Raw genomic sequence first — 18,221 nt, 5'->3', positions numbered from 1 at the left:
CCCAATTGGAACAAGGCTTTGTGCGAAAATCTCCGCTCTCCGTCCAAAGTGGTCATACCAGTATGGAAATGCAGGATCGAGAAGGGCCGGCCCGACGCGTGGCCGACGTCGTCGCCGAACGGATCGAGAAGCTGATCGTCGACGGCGTGCTGAAGGCCGGGCAGGCGCTGCCGTCCGAGCGGCGGCTGACCGAGAAGCTCGGCGTGTCGCGCACGGCCGTGCGGGAAGGGATGAAGCTGCTGCACGCGCGCGGGATCATCGACACGACGCATGGCAAGGGCTCGTTCGTTGCGAGCCTGACCCCGCAACGCGAGATCACGCCGATGATGCATCTGCTCGGCTCGCAGCCGCGCACGCTGTACGACCTGTTCGAGGTGCGCGGGATGCTCGAGACCGAGGCCGCGCGGCTTGCCGCGCTGCGTGGCACGCCGGCCGATTTCATCCTGATCAAGCGCCGCTACGAGGAAATGACGGCGGCCGATGCGCAGGATCTCGACCCCGCCGCGCGCGCGAAGCTCGATCACGCGTTTCATCTTGCGATCTGCGAGGCGTCGCACAACCCCGTGCTCGTCAACACGCTGCAGTCGCTGACCGACCTGCTGCTCAGTTCGGTATTCGCATCGGTGAACAACCTCTATCACCGCGAACCGCTGAAGAAGCAGATCGACCGCCAGCACGCGCGGCTCTACAACGCGGTCACGGGGCGGCTGCCCGACCAGGCGCGCAAGGCCGCGAGCGAACACATCCGCCAGTGCGTCGAGTATCTGCGCGAGATCGAGCAGGAGGAACAGCGGCTCGTGCGTTCGACGTTGCGGCTCGAAGGGTGGACGTGAGCAGGCGACGGCCCGTGCGGGCGATGACGTAAATCAAGCAGAGTGCGTTGACGAGGCGGCGTTCTGGTCAAATATGTCACAATGTGATGTATTGGATGTGCGGTCCGCGTTGATGTGCGCACATTCGTGCAACACGCGTCGCGTAACGTCGAGCGTGTTACGCCACCGATCCTGACAGGAGGATGCCGCATGTCGATGCCGCCGCATGGAGACGGCCCCGCCGCCCGCACCGATCCGATTCCGCAAGAAGACCGCGCCGCGTTGCTGACGACGCTCGACGAGCTGCTGGAGGCCGAGCGCGCCGGTGCGCGTGTCGCTTCCGAAACGGCGGCCGAGGTCACCGGCGATCCCGAACTGCATCGGCTGATCACGCATATCCGCCAAGACGAGGCGCACTGGTGCCGCGTGCTCGTCGACGCGATTCGTTCGCTCGATGCGGTCCCGACAAGCGCGACCGGCGCGTTCTACGAGAAGGCGATGGCGATCGACGATCCGGCCGAGCGCATGGCGTTCCTGAATCGCGGCCAGCGCTGGGTCGTGCGCAAGCTGCAGACACTGCTGCCGACGCTCGCGAATCAGGAGATTCATCACGCGCTGTCGCTGATGCTGGTCGCGCACGAGAAGAACATCGGGGCGGTGGATGTGCGATTGCGAGGGGGAGCGGGCGGGGCGTGACCGGCGCAGTAACCGCTAGAATTGCGGTTTTAGCCCGGAATACATCCATGTCCTTCGCCTCCCTTGGCCTGATCGAGCCGCTGCTGCGCAATCTGCAGGGCCTCAATTACCAGACACCTACGCCGGTGCAGGCCAAGGCGATTCCTGCCGTGCTGAGTGGCAAGGACGTCATGGCTGCGGCGCAAACCGGCACGGGTAAAACGGCCGGTTTTGCGCTGCCGCTGTTGCAACGGCTCGTGCAGCATGGCCCGGCGGTGTCCAGCAATCGCGCGCGCGTGCTGGTGCTGGTGCCCACGCGGGAGCTGGCCGAACAGGTGCTTCAAAGCTTCGTCGAGTACGGCAAAGGCCTCGATCTGCGTTTCCTGGCCGCGTACGGCGGCGTGAGCATCAATCCTCAGATGATGAAGCTGCGCAAGGGCGTGGATGTGCTCGTTGCCACGCCGGGCCGTCTGCTCGACCTCAATCGCCAGAACGCGGTGCAGTTCGACCAGGTGCAGACGCTGGTGCTGGATGAAGCCGACCGCATGCTGGATCTGGGCTTCGCGCGCGAACTCAATGCCGTCTTTGCCGCGTTGCCGACGCAGCGCCAGACGCTGCTGTTCTCCGCCACGTTCACCGACGATATCCGCGCGATGGCGGCGAGCATTCTGCGCAGCCCGGTCGATATCAGCGTCAGCCCGCCCAATGTCACGGCCAGCAAGATCAAGCAATGGGTGGTGACGGTCGACAAGCGGAACAAGCCGGACCTCTTCATGCACCTGGTGGCCGAAAACAACTGGGAGCACGCGCTGGTGTTCGTCAAGACCCGCATTGGCGTGGATTACCTGGCGGCCATGCTGGATGAAGCAGGGTATGCGGTCGACACCATCCACGGCGACAAGCCGCAGCCCGCGCGCCTGCGTGCGCTGGAGCGCTTCAAGACGCGCGAAGTACAGATGCTGGTCGCCACCGATGTGGCGGCACGCGGGCTCGATATCGACGATCTGCCGCTGGTGATCAACGTCGATCTGCCGATCGTCGCGCAGGACTATGTGCACCGTATCGGCCGTACCGGCCGCGCGGGCGCCAGCGGAGTGGCGGTGTCGCTGGTGTGCGCCGATGAGGCGCCGCAACTGGCCGCGATCGAAGCGCTGATCCGGCAAACGCTGCGGCGTGAGGAAGAGCCGGGTTTCGAAGCCGAACACCGCGTGCCGGAAACGAGTGCGACGGGGCAGATTCTCAAGAAACCCAAAAAGCCGAAGAAGCCCAAAGTGCAGCAAGCGGTGCCGGTCGCCAAGCCGGTGCCCGGCAAGAAGCCGCGCCCGCAGGGCGGCGAAAGCCAGCGCAAGCCTGCGGCACAGCACGCGAAGCCGGCCGGAAACGGAACGGACTACACCATCGGCAGCCCGTTTAGCGTGCAGAAGCCGCGCAGCAAACCTGCGGGGAAGGCGGGTGCGGGCAAGCCGGCGGGTGGCCGTGGCAAACCGTCCAGGTAATTCGTCGCTTTCGCGAACCGTGTCATAGCATGCCCATCCCCCGCGCTGAAGACGGGCAATCCGGGCAATCAATGTTGCGCGGGCGTCATTCAACGCGACGTTCAGGATCGTATGGCGTGGCGCCTGCGTCGGGTTGGCGACCGGTTCAGGTTCCTTCAGTGGACGCTACGGGGCAGCCGGGCGCGTCGACTGACGCACCGTCTCTCGTTTCGATGCCTCACGCTTTCGTCCGCATCCGTATTCATCGGTCGTCGGCAAAACGGATTCTGCAACTTTCCCCGCGATCCGAAGCTCCGACGTTCGCTGAAGCAAGCTGTGCATGCCGCCGTCGAGCTTCATTTCGACGACGGCGCGTGGCTTGCATCGGAATCGCATCAGGAAACGGCAGTCGCATCTTATGGTTGTACTGGGCCATGAAGCGGCATTCGTACTTGGTCTGGCCGAGGCGATCGGACGTCGGCGCCGCGCTCAACAGCCGGTACCGGCGGTGACGCCGCGATGTATCCGTGTCTTCTCTGCGACCCGAGCGGCTCTAATATCAATCGCCGCACTTCATTGTGGCCGTCACCGGCAACCGGTAACGCTGCAGTGCCACGTCCAGCAACCCGGCGATCTCTTCGCGCAATTCAACCGGAGAGATCACTTCAACCGACGGCGCGTGCTGCAACAGCAGATGGCGCAGTGCGACGGAAGGCGCCACCGTCGCCCGTAACACGAAGCCATCGGTCTGATCTTCGATATGCTGATCGGCAGCAAGCCGCACCGACCGGAACGGGCTAGGCACGCCCTTCCGTTCGTGAATGCGCAACGCCAGCAGCACGGGCGGCTCGGGGAACCATTCGAGCACCCGGTCATCGCGGATGAAGGCCTCCAGGTCGAAATCGTCTTCGCGCTTGAGATCGTGGCCGAGATTACGCACCGCGACGATTCGATCGCAGCGGATCAGGAAGGCATCCCCTTGCCGGCCGCTGGAGCGTCTGCCTCGCACGACCAGATACCAGCAAGGTCCTTTCTCGACGATTGCGTAGGGCAGCACAACGTACTCCCTTGCGTCGCCGGATTGCTGGTCGGCCTTGCAATACCGTATCGCCAGTGTCTCGTCCCGATACAGCGCGGTCAGTACGGCGTCGAAAATGCCAGGCGGTACCTCCGGCGCAAGCAAGGGATAGCCGGCATCCAGGCGCACCGTCTTTCCCATCCACGCCTGTGCGCTGAGAAGCCGGCTGTCGGCAGCGCTTTCGGCAAGGACTCCCGCGGCGCTATCGAAGTACGCTTCAAACTCCCCCATGCGTTGCGGAAGGTGGTGCTGCGCCAGTTGTTGCAACTTCAGCAAAGCCAGTGCAAGGTCAACGGATGGCCGCTTCATGGATGCGGGCACCCGCTTGATCAAGCGCCAGCGAGTCGCGGGACCCATACCGTCGCGCTCGATCCAGCGCATCTGCTCGAGGGCGGTCAGTGTCCGTCTGGCTTTTCGTTCATGAAAATCCGGGAAACGACCCAGCACGACTTCCTTCAGTTCGCTGGAAGTCCACCAGCGGTCCAATGACGGCGCCATCGCATTCAATACCGCCTCATGTTCGGGCGCGAGCATTCGAGTCTATTGCAGAGTCTGAGGCCGAAATGCTACGAGACACGCGCGGTTTTGTCTAATCGGCCGCGACCGGATCAATGCGCTTCCGGCAAGGGGCGTACTTCACCGCTGGCACTCACCCCGCATGTGTGGCGGGAAAATCATCGGCGCATCGTCCGTGCTGCCTCGGGTCCGATAAAAAAGCGACCGCGTCCTCTGACTGGACAGAATCTGTCCGGTTGCCCTACCACACTGTCGTCGACGGTCCGGCACGACGTGGCCACACCGCCGCGCTGTGTAAAACGAGCGGGCAACCGCGCAACCTGAGGAGTCGACGAGATGATCATTTTCACCACATTCTGGGCAACGTTTACCTTGCTGCTCAATACCGCCATGGCGGCGTTTGGCGCCTGGCTCGCCTCCACGCTGTTCGGCGCGCTTGTGGTGGCGGCCGTCGCATGTGCGATCACGGTCGCGTACAAGGCAATTCCGAAAGGCCCCTTGGAGCGCTTCCTTTAACCGTTGCCCGGTCGGCACCTGCAAACGAAGGGGCACCCCTTCATGACGCTCGCGACCATGGTGTATTGGCGATGCATCGCTCGATCTCGGGCTAAAGATGCGCCGGTGATGGCCGATATTGGTAGTGCACGTTTGCGTACCCCGATCTGCCAGCCGTCTCAACACTGAGCGGCGGGCGGAATGCGCAGCGATGCGGCACCCGTTGGGCAAGCAGCTTGCGTTCGTTTCCGGTAGAGCGCCTCGGCGGTGAGCGATGAACCATGGACCGGCGTTTCTCGCCGGAGATCCGGCTTGGTTGGAGAACAATGAATGTCGACTAGCGTAGATGGATTCCAGCGACGCAAGGCCCTGATGGGCCGGGAGCGGAGCACCGAACTTGCCAATGAAACGCGAGTTCCGGAATCATCGGCAGGCCGTCACGTGGATGAGGCCCTTCTTGCGACGCTTGGGGCAGATGCGATGACCCTGCCTGACTTTTCCGTGCTCCCGGCGGAAGTGGACACGATCTTGAAAGAGGTCACGGACGCGTATAACCGTGGTCGACTCGACGCCACGCTGGAGAAGTGCAAATCGGACGTGATTCAGTCGATTGTCGGCCCGTTCGGGCTCGGCAAGTTTGTCAGCGCCTATGACAAGCGAGGGGGAAACGTCGACACGGTTCACAACGTGCGTAACGGCGTCTGGGCAACGGACGCCGAACGGGAAAGGCACGAGAACCGGGGCGAGTACGACTCGACGCCCTACCACACCCACGCGAATTACAAGGCCAAGAACGCCGAGACGTCGGAAGGCGTGAAGGCCGGCACGGCAACGGATGCGCTCACTGGCGAGACGCTTCGACACAAGCAGAAGCAACTCGACCACGTGATCTCGGCGAAGGAAACGCACGACGACGCGGGCATTACGCTGGCGGAGTTGAACCACACGGACATGGCAAATCGTCCCGACAATCTGGCTCCGACGCACACTTCGATCAATACCTCGAAGAAGGACAAGAGCATGTCGGCGTATCTGGCATGGCTGGCCGAGCGGAAGGAATCCCGAGACGCGCGCATCGAAGTACTTGCCGCGAAGCCCGAGCTCTCCGACAAGGAGCGCAAGGAACTCGGCAAGCTCACCCAGCAAGCGAGCGTCGATGAAGCCCGCGCCCGGGAACTCGACGAGAAGGCACGCAAGGACAGGGACGGCGAGGTCAACCGCCAGTACTACACCAGCGAGAAATTTGCGTTCAACGTGCTTGGCAGCGGCCTTGTCGAAGGCGGCAAGATGGGGGCGCAACAGATGATCGGCGCGGCCGTTGCGGAGTTTCTCGTCGCGCTCGTCGAGGAACTCCAGGATTGGTATCGCAACGGTCGCAAGGACTTCAACTTCAACGAGCGATTCGGACGGATCCGCGACAGTGTCATTTCCAAGTGGAGGGCATTCCTGTCGCAAGGTCTTCAAGGAGCGCTCTCGGGGTTCATCTCAAACCTCGCCACGGTCGTGATCAATGCCTTCATCACGACGCACAAGCGCGTCGCGAGAATGGTTCGAGAAGGGGTGTTCTCGATGTTCCGCGCGTTCAAGACGATCATCGTGCGACCGGAGGGCATGACCTACCAGCAAGCCATGCACGAGGCATCCAAGCTCGCGTTCGGGGGGGCGCTGGTCATTGGCGGCGTTGCCATCGAAGAAGTTCTGGTGCGCCAACTCCAGGCGATCGGACTGGGCCTCATCGCCGACGTCGCCGGCGCGGTCATTGTGGGCGCCCTCGTCGCCATCGCGACACTTCTGTGCGCGCTCATGCTGGATCACCTCGATCTGTTCGGCGCCGAGGCAACGACGCGGGACGAACACGTCGGCAAAATGCTGAAGGCAGACACCGAGGCGTCCATGGCGGAGTGCGAACGCTTGTTGCAGGCGCTGGCCGCGAGCGCGGGCTGAGGCGGTTTGGCGCACGGGATCGGATGCTGAGCCGGCGGCGCCCTGGCTCGGCGAATGCATCACGGGGCCGATCCAAACCGGAGTACATCTTGTCCCTGGCAGATCCGGGACGGGGAAACCACCAGGCTATTTCTACGCCGGTGCCGGCATGTGCGCCAGACATTGGCCCGTGGGCAACTGGACGAAAACTGAACAAACCAAGGATAACAATGGGCATCAAGTATCGGGCGGACAACGACCTGACGTTTCTGAAATACAGTTCGGAGGAGGACCTGGCGGTACTCGCGCGCTATCTGACCCACGACAAGGACGGCAAGCCGAGGCGCGCCAGCGAGTTACTGAGTGATCCCGATTTCCGGAAGGCCGAGGGCCGACCCGACCGTCACCGGAAATCCTGGGACGCCATTGCAGGCGAGCTTCAGCATTTCGGCGGGGACACACTCGCCAACCTGGTCCGTGGCACCGGCGTTCTCTACAAAGAAATTCTGCTGGATGTCTGTGCAAAGCTGAACGTCAAGGTAGAGAAGAAGGGATCGGTCTCGGACATCGAGACGGTGGTGGTCGACAAGGTCATCTCCGATGCGTGGGACAAGCTGTCGCCAGCGGACCAGGATGCGCTGCTGGTTGGAGTCGGCGGCGTTTGCAAGGTGGGCGGCAGTGGCCTCCTGTCGCTTCAGATCCTTTTGCAAGGCGGCGGCCCCGTTGCGTTTGCAATCGTGAGGGCGCTTGCAGCGTCACTCGGCTACACGCTGACCGGTCAGGCGATACTGATCGCGGGTGGCGGGGCAGTCTTGCGTGCGTTTGCCGGCCCGTTCGGCCTGGCGGCCTCCGCATTCCTCCTGGTGCCCAGCATCAGCGGAGCAGCGTATCGAGTCACTATCCCCGCCGTTATTCAGATCGCCTACATGCGGCGGGCGATGCATCAAGACGGAGCTACTTCCAACGACGCGCCGAGTTCGCGGCCGGTGGGCGTGCCGGGTGGGCGGTTCGGCTACTGGGCGGCGGTGAGCGCGGCCATCGCCAGGAACGCTTGTGCTGCTGCATCCGACGCGATTTTGCCCAAGCGCGAGGCTGCCAGGGAACCGGGTCTCCCCCCCGATATTGCCGCCGAAATGCGAGCTCGACAGGCCAAGCTGGAGGCCGCGGTGGCCGCGGTGTTCGTGAGAACCAAGAGCCTGGAAGAATACTTCGAACTCATCGTATCGACCCATGCGATTGGCCTGGCCTGTGCTGCGGTGGAGGGTCACGTTTCCCAGGAGCAAGCACGCGAGATCAACGAGTTTATCGCGGGTGTCGGAGGCAGATTGATGCCTGAGCATGTTCTCAAAAAAATCGAGCGACTATCGAGCGCCCCGCCCAATCTCGCGACAGCGTTCGAACTGGTCAGTCGACACAACGCGGAATCCTTGGCGTTTTTCGACAGCGTCGTCGAGGACACGCTGGCGTTGAGTGGGCGCGACAAATCCGCGATCGATAAAACACTCGGTGAGTGGCGGGCGCTGCGCATGAATCGCGCGGCTTGATATGCAAGGGGCCTGCCGCGCCGAGGCAGGCAAGCTTGTCGGGACGTCGATCGCGTTGCAGCCGCTCGGTTCGACGCGGGCCGACATCTCGCAGGAAAAGCACGAAAAAAGCCCGCCGAAGCGGGCAACCTCACGATGCGGAGGGGGAGATACGAAAACGCGTTCGGTGCGCGCTCAGCCTTTCGTCGCGCCGAACGTGAGCCCCGCGACGAAATGTTTCTGCATCGCGAAGAACATCGCGACCGACGGCAGCGCGGCAAGAATCGATCCGGCCGACACGAGATTCCACGACGTCGTCCATTGCCCCTTCAGCGCCGCGACGCCGGCCGTGATCGGCGCGGCCTCGTCGCCCTGCGTGAGACACAGCGCCCAGAAGTAATCGTTCCACACGAACGTGAACACCAAAATCGCCAGCGCAGCCAGCGCGGGCCGAATCAGCGGCAACACGATCCGCCAGAACACCGTCCATTCCCCCGCGCCTTCGATGCGCGCGGCCTCGATCAGCTCGAACGGCAACTGCTTGATGAAGTTGCGCAGGAACAGCGTGCAGAACCCGGTCTGAAACGCGACATGAAACAGGATCAGCGCTTCGACGGTATTGAACACACCGAGCCTCAACGACAGGTCACGCACCGGAATCATCAGCACCTGCACCGGCACGAAGTTGCCGGCGACGAACGTGCCGAACAGCGCGGTACTGCCGCGAAACCGGTAGGTCGCGAGCGCGAAGCCGGCCATCGCCGCGAGCGCGATCGAGCCGATCACGGACGGCACCGTGATCTGCACGCTGTTCCAGAAGTAATGCAGCATCGGCGACGTCGTCAGCGCGTCGCGATAGTTCTCGATCATCGCGAAGTGGCGCGGCCAGCCCCAGTAGTGGCCTTCGACGAGTTCCTCGGTCGAGCGCACCGACGTGACGAACACAGCGATCATCGGCAGCAGCCAGATCAGCAGCGCGACGGGCAGCGACAGCTTGTACAGCCGGCGCGAGACGGGCTTCCATCGGGCAACGGGTGTCGGAAACATGATGAGCCTCCCCGGGGTCACTGCTCGTTGCGCAGCATGCGGCGCAACTGGAACACGATGTAGACGAGCATGATCGCGAACAGCACGACCGCGATCGACGCGGAATAGCCGAGCCGGTAATACTTGATTGCCTGGTCGTACATGTAATACGCGAGCACGGTCGAACTCTCGAACGGCCCGCCGCTCGTCATCACCGAGATCAGGTCGAAGCTGCGCAGCGCACCGATCACCGTGACGACGATCGCCATGAACGTGGTCGGCCGCAGCTGCGGCAGCACGACGTGCCACAGCAGTGCGAAGCCGCGCGCGCCTTCCATCCGCGCGGCCTCGATCTGTTCCGGGTTGACCGACGTGAGGCCGGTCAGGTACAGGATCATGCAGTACGCGGTCTGCGGCCACAGCGCGGCGAACACGACGCCGAGCGTCGCATAGCGCGCGTCGCCGAGTACCGGGATGCCGTGCCCCGCGATCAGCGCGAGCAGCCCGAAGGTCGGATCGTAGAACCACGAGAAGATCAGGCCGACGACCACGCCGGACAGCACGAACGGCGCGAAGAACAGCGACTTCACGAGCCGGATGCCGCCGACCGCCTGGTTCAGGTACAGCGCGAGCGCGAGGCCGAGCGGCGGCGCGAGCATGAAGAGCGCGAGCCAGATCACGTTGTTGCGCAGCGCGGTGTAGAACGTCGGCGCCTGCAGCAGCTCGGCGTAGTTCGCGAGCCCGACGAAGGTGCGCTCGGTCATCCCGTCCCAGTTGTACAGGCTCAGCCACAGCGTCGACAGGATCGGCCAGATCACATAGACGGCAACCATCGCGCAGGCCGGCGCGAGAAACAGCCACGCGGCGCGCTGTTGCCGCCGCACGGCGGGCGACGGGCGGCGCGCGGGCAACGCAGCGGCGGATGTCCCGCGCGGCGGCGGCGCGGCGCCGGCGGGCGGGGTGGACGTGATCGGACTGGACACGGCAAGCCTCCTGAACGGACACGGCGGCGCGCGGCCGCCGGTTGGGTCACGCGGTCACTTCTTGTAGATCCGCTTGCGGGTCTGTTCGAGCTGCGCGAGCACCGTATCGAGCTGCGCGGGATTCGCGAGGAACTGCTGCATGCCCTTCATCCCTTCGTCGGCCATTTCCTTCGTCATGTCGCGGTCGTAGAACTGCGCGACGCCTCCCTTCGTGTCGGCAAGGATGCGGAAGCCGATGCGTGAAATCGGATCGGCCGGCTCGGGCGACTTGCTGTTGGCCGACAGCGAGCCGAGGCCTTCCGCGAGCTTCGCGCCCATCTCGGGCGTTTCGACGAACGCGAGGAACGTGTGCGCATCGGCCTTGTTCTTCGCCTTCGTCGGGATGTGCAGCGACTCGACCGGGCCGTCCTCGGCGGTCGGCACCTTCGGGTCGATGATCGGGAACCGGTAGTAGCCCATTTCCTGCTTCACGCTCGGCGGAAAGCCGGCCGCGATGAAGGTGCCCATCAGCATCATCGCGGCCTTGCCCTGGAACAGGAACGGCTGCGCGCCGTCGAGATCGTAGGACAGCGCGTTGTCGATGAAGTAGCCGGCATCGATCAGCGATTTCCACGTCGTGTAGACCTTCTTCACGCGCGGGTCGGTGTACGGCACGTCGCCGGCCATCAATTGCTGGTGGAACGCGTTGCCGTTCAGGCGCAGGTCGAGATAGTCGAACCAGCCGGCGAGTGTCCACGCGTCGCGGCCGCCGATCGCGATCGGCGTGATGCCGGCCGCTTTCAGTTTCTTGCACGCGTCCAGAAACTGGTCCCAGGTCTTCGGCTCGTCGGCGATGCCGACCTTGCGGAACAGGTCCTTGCGGTAGAACAGCCCCCACGAGTAGTAGACGGTCGGCGCCGCGTACTGCTTGCCGTTGTACGACGATGCGTCGCGCGTCGACGCATACATCGCGCCCCAGCCGTTTTTCGTCCAGTCGCCGCTCAGGTCTTCGAACAGCCCGCGCTTCGCGTAGTACGCCATCCGCTCACCCGCGTGCCAGTTCACGACGTCCGGCGCGACGGTCGTGAGCCACGCGGGGAGCTGCACCTTGTACGCTTCCTCGTCGACGAAGGTTGCCTTCACGTCGATGTCGGGGTGCGCCTTGCGAAAGGCGTCGAGCGTCGATTGCCAGACCGCGCGCTGGCTCGCGCCCTTGAACGCGATGTTGATCGTCAGCGTGCCGGCATCGGCGGGCGCCGTCATGCCGAGCGACGCGAAGGCGACGGCGGCGGCCGTGGCGAGCCGGGCGGCGGCGCGAAGGGGGCGATGTGTCATGCGTGTCTCCAGTCCTGTGTGTCGTTGTGCGTGACCGGCGCGGCGTGGCGCCGGTGGCGGGATGCTACGAACGGCTTCGATACACGGCCACGTCCCGCGGCCCGACTTGCGCGGCGCCGAGCACGAATGCCGACGGCGGCACTGCGTCGATCGTGTGCGGTGCGTTGCCGTAGTTGAAAACGTAGGTCAGGCCGCCGCGCCGGCTCACGCGCACGCCGTCGCCGAGCGGCGCCGGCGCGAGGCCCGCTTCGGCCGCGACGTCGGCGAACAGCTTCGTGGTGGTCGCGTCGTCGAACAGCGCAGCCCAGTAGTGCAGCACGCCATGCGATACGCAGGCCGGATGACCGTCGGCGAAACGGGCGCGCACGACGCTGCGCGTGTCGTCGCGCAGCTCGACGAAGTCGCGCCAGTGGCGCGCATCGCCCGCGAGCGGCGAACCGTCGCGCAGCGTGCCGTCGATCCGCTCGGTCACGTTCGGCCGCAGCGACTCGACGCGCCACACGCGCACCGGCAGGATCGACGCGAGCGGGCCGGGCGGCAGCGTCGGCGGAATCTGCAAGTCGACGGTCTTCGAACCGGTACGCGGCCCGAACACCGCATGCGCGCCCGATGCGGCGAGCCGTGCCGCGAAATCGTCGGGCACGACGGGCAGCGGCGGCACGACGACGAGGCGGTAGCCGTCGAGCGGCGCGTTCGCCGAAACGATGTCGACGTCGAGGCCGAGCGCGCGCAGCGCCGAGTAGTACTCGAATGCGAAGCGCGGGTAGTGGAAATCGGCGCCCTGCGGCTGCACTTCGAACAGCCACTTCGCTTCGTAGTCGAAGACCAGCGCGACCGGTGCGCGCACCGGGCCGTCCGCATCCGCATCCTTGCCGGCGTCGTGCACGGCCGCGATCTCGCGTGCGACGCGCTGCGCCTCGCGGCCGCCTTCATCGAGCTTGTCGTCGGGCGTGTGCAGGCCGGCATGCATCTGTTCCTGCGCGAACGGCGCCTGCCGCCAGCGGAAGTACGACACGCAGCCGGCGCCGTGCGCGAACGCTTCCCAGCTCCACAGACGCACCATGCCCGGCAGCGGCGCGGGGTTCCACTGCGCCCAGTTCACGGGCCCCGGCTGTTGTTCCATCACCCAGAACGGCAGCTTCGACATGCCGCGATAGAGGTCGTGATTGAACGACGCGAAATCGGGATGGCCGGTGCGCAGCCAATGCGCCTTCACGTCGGGCGCGAACCATTGCTCCTCGAGCGCGCCGAGCGGGTAGCTGTCCCACGTCGCGATGTCGAGGTCGCGGGCGACCTCGTAGTGGTCGAACTCGGTGAACAGCTGCATGAAGTTGTGCGCGACAGGCCGGCCCGGCGAGTGCGCGCGGATCACGTCGACCTGCATCCGGTGATAGCGCGCGACTTCGTCGGACGCGAAGCGCCGGTAGTCGAGGCGATGCGACGGATGCGCTTCGGTTACGGTGCCGACGGGCGCGTCGACTTCGTCGAAATGGCGATACTCCATGCTCCAGAACACGGTGCCCCACGCGCGGTTCAGCGCGTCGATCGTGCCGTAGCGTGCCTTCAGCCATGCACGAAAGCGTACGAGCGCGGCCGGCGAGTAGCTGACGACGGTCTGATGGCAGCCGAGTTCGTTGTCGGTCTGCCAGTAGCGCACGGCCGGGTGGCGGCCGTAGCGTTCGGCGACCGCCGTGCAGATCTGGCGCGACGCTTCGAGATAGGTCGGCGACGAGAAGTCGTAGTGGCGGCGCGAGCCGAATGCGCGCGGCCGTCCGTCCGCGCCGATCGCGAGGATGTCGGGATGGCGGTCGACCAGCCACTTCGGCGGCGTCGCGGTCGGCGTGCACATCACGATCTCGAGGCCGGCTGTGCCGAGCACGTCGATCGCGCGGTCGAGCCAGCCCCAGTCGTATTCGCCCGGCGACGGCTCGATGCGGCTCCACGCGAATTCGGCGATCCGCACCTGCTCGATGCCGAGCGCTTTCATTCGGCGGGCGTCATCGGCCCACATCGATTCCGGCCAGTGTTCCGGGTAGTAGCAGACTCCGAGGCGCATGCCGATCCTTATGCGTAGTGGTGGACGTGGACGTCGGCGCACGCGGGCACCGCGCGGCCGTCTTCGGTGAAGAGATGGCAGGCCGCGGCCGGCGCATGCACGTGCGCGCGCTCGCCGGTGCGCACCTGCGCGTCGCCGGGCACCTTCGCGATCAGCGGCGCGCCGCCGGGCCCGTCGAGGTGCACGTAGGTTTGTTCGCCGAGGCGTTCGACGAGCGCGACGTCGCGCGCGAGCGTCGTTGCGTCGAGTGCGGCGCCGAGCGTCAGGTGTTCGGGGCGAATGCCGAGCGTCACGGCGGTGCCGGCGCCGAGGGCCGAGCCGTCGCGCGGCAGCGTGAAGGTTTCGCCGGACGGCACGAGCGTGACGGTCGTGCGATGTGCGTCGCACGCAGCGACGACGGCCGGCAGGAAGTTCATTCGCGGCGAGCCGATGAAGCCCGCGACGAAGCGGCTGGCGGGGTGATGGTAGAGGTCGAGCGGCGCACCGACCTGCGCGATGCTGCCGTGCTGCGCGGTGTCCGCGCCCGCGTGCAGCAGCACGATCTTGTCGGCGAGCGTCATCGCCTCGGTCTGGTCGTGCGTCACGTAGACGACGCTCGCGCGTTCGAACTGCCGGTGCAGCCGCGCGATCTCGATGCGGGTCTGGCCGCGCAGCGCCGCGTCGAGATTCGACAGCGGTTCATCGAAGAGGAACACGCCGGGCTCGCGCACGATCGCCCGGCCGATCGCGACGCGCTGCCGCTGGCCGCCCGACAACGCTTTCGGCTTGCGCTCGAGCAGCGTGTCGAGTTGCAGGATACGCGCGGCGTCGCGCACCTTCCGGTCGATCTCGGCTTTCGGCACACGGGCGAGCTTCAGCCCGAACGCCATGTTCTCGTACACCGTCATGTGCGGAAACAGTGCGTAGCTCTGGAACACCATCGCGACGCCGCGCTCGGCGGCCGGCACGTCGTCGACCCGGCGGCCGTCGATCGACAGCTCTCCCGCGCTCAGGTCCTCGAGGCCGGCAATCATGCGCAGCAACGTCGATTTCCCGCATCCGGATGGTCCGAGGAACACGCAGAACTCATGCGCGCCGATCTCCAGATCGACGTCGCGAATGACCGGCGCGTGATCGCCATAGGCTTTCTGCACGCGTCGCATCGAGATGCTCGCCATTGTCTCCGCTCCATGTTTTAATACGCCGTACTGCATGATTAAGCGCTTAATCACCGCGATCAAAAAAAGAGGCGATGCGATCGCGGCCGAGTCGCGCCCGTTCGACGGGCGGCAAGGTGTGCGGCGATAGTGCGCCGCTTCGGTGAGCGAAGCAAATACTGGATCGACGTCTCATATAGTGAGCATACGATGGCAACCCTGGATGAAGTGGCGCGTCGCGCGGGCGTGACGGCCGCAACGGTGTCGAACGTGCTGCGCGGCCGCGGCAGGGTGGGCGACGCGACGCGGGCGCGCGTGCTGGAAGCGGTCGAGGCGCTCGGGTACCGGCCGCATCTCGCCGCGCGGGCACTGGCGGAAGGGCGCGCACCGACGGTCGCGCTGATGGTGTCGAGCATCGCGAACCCGTTCTATCCGGAGTTCGCGCTGGCGGTCGAGCGGGCGGTGCGCCGCAACGGACAGTTCCTGATCGTCTGCAATACGAATGAAGATCCGTTGCAGGGGCGCGCGTATCTCGACCAGATCGCCGGCACGATCTCCGAAGGGATACTCGTGACCAACGCGAACCTGCATCTGCCGGATCTGCTCGACGTCGCGCGACGCGGCGTGCCGGTCGTGCTGTGCCTGTGGGAGCGGCCCGAGGCGCCGCCGGACGGGTTGCCGTGCGTGGCGATCGATTTCCGTGAGGCGGGACGGATCGCGACGCGGCATCTGCTCGAACTGGGTCACGAGAAGATCGGCGTGATCGTCGGCGGCGCAGCGAGCGGCGTGCAAGCGGCGCGCTACGACGGCTTCGTTGACGTGATGCGCGAGGCCGGGCTTGACGCGTCGATCGTCGCGGCCGAGCGCGATTCGATCGAAGGCGGCGTGCGCGCGGCGGGGCGGCTGCTCGATGCGCATCCGCGGTTGACCGCGCTGGTTGCGACCAATGACCTGCCGGCGATCGGCGCCATGCACGCAGCGGCCGATCGCGGCAGGCGCGTACCGGACGATCTGTCGATCGTCGGCCTGACCGACATTCATCTGGCGAGCGACACGCGCCCGACGCTGACGACCGTCGCGATCCCGACCGCCGAAGCGGCCGGTCTCGCGGTCGAACTGCTCAATACGTTGCGCGAGGCGGGCGGGCAGAGCGACGCGGCGTCGCGCGTGCGTGTCGCGTCGTTGCCGAAACTGAGGGTGCGCGGGACGACCGGGCCGGTACGGCGCGCGGTATAACGGCGTGCGCGCGAGCCGGGCTCACCCGCCTTCGACGAGCCGCATCACGATGTTTCTCGCCGACTCCAGATGCGCGACCGTCATCGAGCGAGCCGCACGCGCATTGCGTTCGCGGCACGCTTGCAGAATCTCTTCGTGTTCGACCTGGAACGACGGCGTATCGGCGAGCAGGGTGGTTTGCAGGCGCTCGTAACGTTCGACCTGACTGCGCAGTTCGGCAATCGACCGCAACTGCCGCGCATTGCCGCAACACGCGTAAAGCAACGCGTGGAATTCGCGATTCAGTTCTCCCTGCCTGCGCGGCACGGCCGCATCGCCGAGCAGGCGATGCACGAGTTCGGCGCGCGCGAGCGTCTCGTCGTCGAGCCGCTTCACGCTCCGGTAGATCGCGTCGCCTTCGAGCAGCACGCGCAGGTCGTAGATTTCCTGTACGTCCGATGCGCTCAGCATCCGCACGACGGCGCCGCGATTCCTGAAGATATCCAGCAATCCCTCGCGTTCCAGCCGCTGGATCGCTTCGCGCATCGGAATCCGGCTGATGCCGAACCGCTCGGCCAGATCGCGCTCGACGAGCCGTTCGCCAGCCGCCAGCTCGCCGTTGATGATCATGTCGCGCAGCGACGCGGCGATGGCGTCTGCCGTAGAGTCGAGTTTGGCTTCCATGCCTGCATGTTCCGTCAATTTGGAATAATGGTATACCAAACGGCAATCCAGTGCCACAATGACGGCCACAGGCGGGTGCTGCAAAACGGCATCCGGCACGGTCGAAGCAACCGACATCAATGGAGAGCGAGATGGCAGCAGGCGAACACAAGTATCGCGTCGCAGTGGAGTGGACGGGCAATCGCGGCACCGGCACGTCGGGATATCGCGAGTACGGCCGCGATCATGTGATCCGCGCGGGTTCGAAGCCGGATATTCCTGGTTCGTCGGACGCGGCGTTTCGCGGCGATGCATCACGCTGGAATCCGGAAGACTTGTTGCTCGCGTCGGCATCGGCGTGCCACAAGCTCTGGTATCTGCACCTGTGTTCCGATGCCGGCATCCGCGTGGTGTCCTATGTCGACCACGCGGAAGGCACGATGCTCGACAGCGCACAGGAAGGCCGCTTCACCGAAATCGTGCTGCGTCCGCACGTGACCATTCAGGCCGGCGGCGATCGCGAAAAGGCGGCGCATCTGCATCACGATGCGCATGCGAAATGCTATATCGCGAACTCGGTCAACTTCCCGATCCGCTGCGAACCCGTGATCGAGTTCGCCGCCGCCTGACGCCGCCAGCCGCCAAACGAAATCGACGATGAAGCTTTTCTACTACCCCGGCAATGCGAGCATGGCGCCGCACTTCGTGCTCGAGGAAATCGGCAAGCCGTTCGAGCTGGCGTATGTCGACCGCACGCACGACCAGCACAAGTCGCCGGACTATCTCGCGCTGAATCCGAACGGACTCATCCCGGTGCTGGTCGACGGCGATCTCGTGCTGTACGAAACCGCCGCGATCTGTCTGCATCTCGCCGATACGCATCCGGAGCAGCGGCTTGCGCCCGGCCTCGGTACACCGGCGCGCGCGCAGTGCTACAAGTGGCTCATGTGGCTCACCAACACGCTGCAGGCGACGCTGATCGCGTATTTCTATCCGGAACGCTGGGTCGATGCGGGCAATGCGTCGGGCGCCGCGCAGGTCAACGCGCATGCGGAGGCAAAGATCGCGACGCTGCTGGATCAACTCGAGCATCAGCTGGAAACGGGCGGCGGGCCGTGGCTGCTTGGTGAGCACTACACGGTGCTCGATCCGTACGCGCTGATGCTGTGCCGCTGGACGCGCGGCTTTGCCGCACCGGCACGGCAGCGGCCGGTACTCGGCGGTTATCTGCAGCGGGTGCTTGCGCGCCCGGCGATCCAGCGGGCGTTGAAGACGGAAGGGCTCGCAGCGCCCTGGGTGTAACGCGCGGCAGGAGCCGCATGCGCGTCACG

Annotated in this window: 15 protein-coding genes and 1 pseudogene; 9 read left to right on the top strand and 7 right to left on the bottom strand. The window is 65.2% G+C overall.

The features are described 5' to 3' along the window. Positions 1 to 62 precede the first annotated feature (62 nt). The 3 genes and pseudogenes from glcC to BLA15945_RS05415 all read left to right on the top strand — a co-directional run bounded on the left by glcC (position 63) and on the right by BLA15945_RS05415 (position 2,983). On the top strand, positions 63 to 833 hold the full coding sequence (gene glcC / locus BLA15945_RS05425) for a transcriptional regulator GlcC (protein ID WP_059238354.1): 771 nt from the start codon (positions 63 to 65) through the stop codon (positions 831 to 833). 252 nt (positions 834 to 1,085) lie between these two features. Further along, a pseudogene (locus tag BLA15945_RS05420) lies at positions 1,086 to 1,508 on the top strand (DUF6306 domain-containing protein); the annotation flags it as partial. 47 nt (positions 1,509 to 1,555) lie between these two features. Further along, complete coding sequence (locus BLA15945_RS05415) at positions 1,556 to 2,983, top strand: DEAD/DEAH box helicase (protein ID WP_174991706.1); 1,428 nt, start codon at positions 1,556 to 1,558, stop codon at positions 2,981 to 2,983. Positions 2,984 to 3,521: 538 nt separating this feature from the next. Here the strand turns inward: BLA15945_RS05415 and BLA15945_RS05410 are convergent. Next, entirely contained in the window at positions 3,522 to 4,574 is a 1,053-nt protein-coding gene (locus BLA15945_RS05410) for a helix-turn-helix transcriptional regulator (RefSeq protein WP_059238359.1), read from the bottom strand. Positions 4,575 to 4,892: 318 nt separating this feature from the next. On the opposite strand from BLA15945_RS05410, the gene BLA15945_RS05405 reads away from it, so the two are divergent. The 3 genes from BLA15945_RS05405 (at position 4,893) to BLA15945_RS05395 (ending at position 8,518) form a co-directional block, all read left to right on the top strand. Further along, complete coding sequence (locus tag BLA15945_RS05405; RefSeq protein WP_059238360.1) at positions 4,893 to 5,072, top strand: hypothetical protein; 180 nt, start codon at positions 4,893 to 4,895, stop codon at positions 5,070 to 5,072. Between the two features lie 309 nt (positions 5,073 to 5,381). Then, positions 5,382 to 6,995 carry a hypothetical protein gene (locus BLA15945_RS05400; RefSeq protein ID WP_174991705.1) on the top strand — a complete coding sequence of 538 codons (1,614 nt, stop codon included), beginning with the start codon at positions 5,382 to 5,384 and terminating at the stop codon, positions 6,993 to 6,995. 209 nt (positions 6,996 to 7,204) lie between these two features. Further along, positions 7,205 to 8,518, top strand: coding sequence for a DUF3944 domain-containing protein (locus tag BLA15945_RS05395; RefSeq protein WP_059238364.1), 1,314 nt, complete (start codon positions 7,205 to 7,207; stop codon positions 8,516 to 8,518). A gap of 174 nt (positions 8,519 to 8,692) precedes the next feature. On the opposite strand, the gene BLA15945_RS05390 is transcribed toward BLA15945_RS05395, so the two are convergent. The 5 genes from BLA15945_RS05390 to BLA15945_RS05370 all read right to left on the bottom strand — a co-directional run bounded on the left by BLA15945_RS05390 (position 8,693) and on the right by BLA15945_RS05370 (position 15,033). Next, positions 8,693 to 9,544, bottom strand: a complete 852-nt coding sequence (locus tag BLA15945_RS05390) for a carbohydrate ABC transporter permease (protein ID WP_174991704.1) — start codon at positions 9,542 to 9,544, stop codon at positions 8,693 to 8,695. A gap of 17 nt (positions 9,545 to 9,561) precedes the next feature. Continuing rightward, the gene (locus BLA15945_RS05385; protein ID WP_174991703.1) at positions 9,562 to 10,506 is read right to left on the bottom strand and encodes a carbohydrate ABC transporter permease; all 945 of its coding nucleotides are present in this window, start codon (positions 10,504 to 10,506) and stop codon (positions 9,562 to 9,564) included. A gap of 54 nt (positions 10,507 to 10,560) precedes the next feature. Beyond that, positions 10,561 to 11,820, bottom strand: coding sequence for an ABC transporter substrate-binding protein (locus BLA15945_RS05380; protein WP_174991702.1), 1,260 nt, complete (start codon positions 11,818 to 11,820; stop codon positions 10,561 to 10,563). Positions 11,821 to 11,884: 64 nt separating this feature from the next. Further along, positions 11,885 to 13,876 carry a beta-galactosidase gene (locus BLA15945_RS05375; RefSeq protein WP_174991701.1) on the bottom strand — a complete coding sequence of 664 codons (1,992 nt, stop codon included), beginning with the start codon at positions 13,874 to 13,876 and terminating at the stop codon, positions 11,885 to 11,887. Between the two features lie 8 nt (positions 13,877 to 13,884). Next, positions 13,885 to 15,033 (bottom strand): ABC transporter ATP-binding protein, encoded by a 1,149-nt coding sequence (locus BLA15945_RS05370; protein ID WP_174991700.1) that lies wholly within the window; start codon positions 15,031 to 15,033, stop codon positions 13,885 to 13,887. A gap of 189 nt (positions 15,034 to 15,222) precedes the next feature. Here BLA15945_RS05370 and BLA15945_RS05365 point away from each other — a divergent pair, with 189 nt between their 5' ends. Further along, on the top strand, positions 15,223 to 16,248 hold the full coding sequence (locus BLA15945_RS05365) for a LacI family DNA-binding transcriptional regulator (protein WP_174991699.1): 1,026 nt from the start codon (positions 15,223 to 15,225) through the stop codon (positions 16,246 to 16,248). 21 nt (positions 16,249 to 16,269) lie between these two features. Here the strand turns inward: BLA15945_RS05365 and BLA15945_RS05360 are convergent, their stop codons facing one another. Further along, entirely contained in the window at positions 16,270 to 16,911 is a 642-nt protein-coding gene (locus tag BLA15945_RS05360; protein WP_174991698.1) for a GntR family transcriptional regulator, read from the bottom strand. A gap of 131 nt (positions 16,912 to 17,042) precedes the next feature. Between BLA15945_RS05360 and BLA15945_RS05355 the strand changes: the two genes are divergently transcribed. Together BLA15945_RS05355 and BLA15945_RS05350 are read left to right on the top strand one after the other, a co-directional pair. Further along, entirely contained in the window at positions 17,043 to 17,519 is a 477-nt protein-coding gene (locus BLA15945_RS05355) for an OsmC family protein (RefSeq protein ID WP_059240867.1), read from the top strand. 28 nt (positions 17,520 to 17,547) lie between these two features. Continuing rightward, the gene (locus BLA15945_RS05350) at positions 17,548 to 18,192 is read left to right on the top strand and encodes a glutathione S-transferase family protein (protein ID WP_059238378.1); all 645 of its coding nucleotides are present in this window, start codon (positions 17,548 to 17,550) and stop codon (positions 18,190 to 18,192) included. Positions 18,193 to 18,221 lie beyond the last annotated feature (29 nt).

The organism is Burkholderia arboris, from assembly GCF_902499125.1.
Taxonomy (GTDB): domain Bacteria; phylum Pseudomonadota; class Gammaproteobacteria; order Burkholderiales; family Burkholderiaceae; genus Burkholderia; species Burkholderia arboris.
Note: the sequence above shows the minus strand (reverse complement) of the source record. Positions and strands in the feature narration are given on the sequence as shown.

Bases quoted from the DNA above. Each gene is read 5' to 3' on its own strand.
- BLA15945_RS05365 (WP_174991699.1), top strand. From the start codon at position 15,223: ATGGCAACCCTGGATGAAGTGGCGCGTCGCGCGGGCGTGACGGCCGCA.
- BLA15945_RS05360 (WP_174991698.1), bottom strand. From the start codon at position 16,911: ATGGAAGCCAAACTCGACTCTACGGCAGACGCCATCGCCGCGTCGCTG.
- BLA15945_RS05400 (WP_174991705.1), top strand. From the start codon at position 5,382: ATGTCGACTAGCGTAGATGGATTCCAGCGACGCAAGGCCCTGATGGGC.
- BLA15945_RS05410 (WP_059238359.1), bottom strand. From the start codon at position 4,574: ATGCTCGCGCCCGAACATGAGGCGGTATTGAATGCGATGGCGCCGTCA.
- BLA15945_RS05395 (WP_059238364.1), top strand. From the start codon at position 7,205: ATGGGCATCAAGTATCGGGCGGACAACGACCTGACGTTTCTGAAATAC.
- BLA15945_RS05390 (WP_174991704.1), bottom strand. From the start codon at position 9,544: ATGTTTCCGACACCCGTTGCCCGATGGAAGCCCGTCTCGCGCCGGCTG.
- BLA15945_RS05355 (WP_059240867.1), top strand. From the start codon at position 17,043: ATGGCAGCAGGCGAACACAAGTATCGCGTCGCAGTGGAGTGGACGGGC.
- glcC (WP_059238354.1), top strand. From the start codon at position 63: ATGGAAATGCAGGATCGAGAAGGGCCGGCCCGACGCGTGGCCGACGTC.
- BLA15945_RS05350 (WP_059238378.1), top strand. From the start codon at position 17,548: ATGAAGCTTTTCTACTACCCCGGCAATGCGAGCATGGCGCCGCACTTC.
- BLA15945_RS05415 (WP_174991706.1), top strand. From the start codon at position 1,556: ATGTCCTTCGCCTCCCTTGGCCTGATCGAGCCGCTGCTGCGCAATCTG.
- BLA15945_RS05405 (WP_059238360.1), top strand. From the start codon at position 4,893: ATGATCATTTTCACCACATTCTGGGCAACGTTTACCTTGCTGCTCAAT.
- BLA15945_RS05375 (WP_174991701.1), bottom strand. From the start codon at position 13,876: ATGCGCCTCGGAGTCTGCTACTACCCGGAACACTGGCCGGAATCGATG.
- BLA15945_RS05370 (WP_174991700.1), bottom strand. From the start codon at position 15,033: ATGGCGAGCATCTCGATGCGACGCGTGCAGAAAGCCTATGGCGATCAC.
- BLA15945_RS05380 (WP_174991702.1), bottom strand. From the start codon at position 11,820: ATGACACATCGCCCCCTTCGCGCCGCCGCCCGGCTCGCCACGGCCGCC.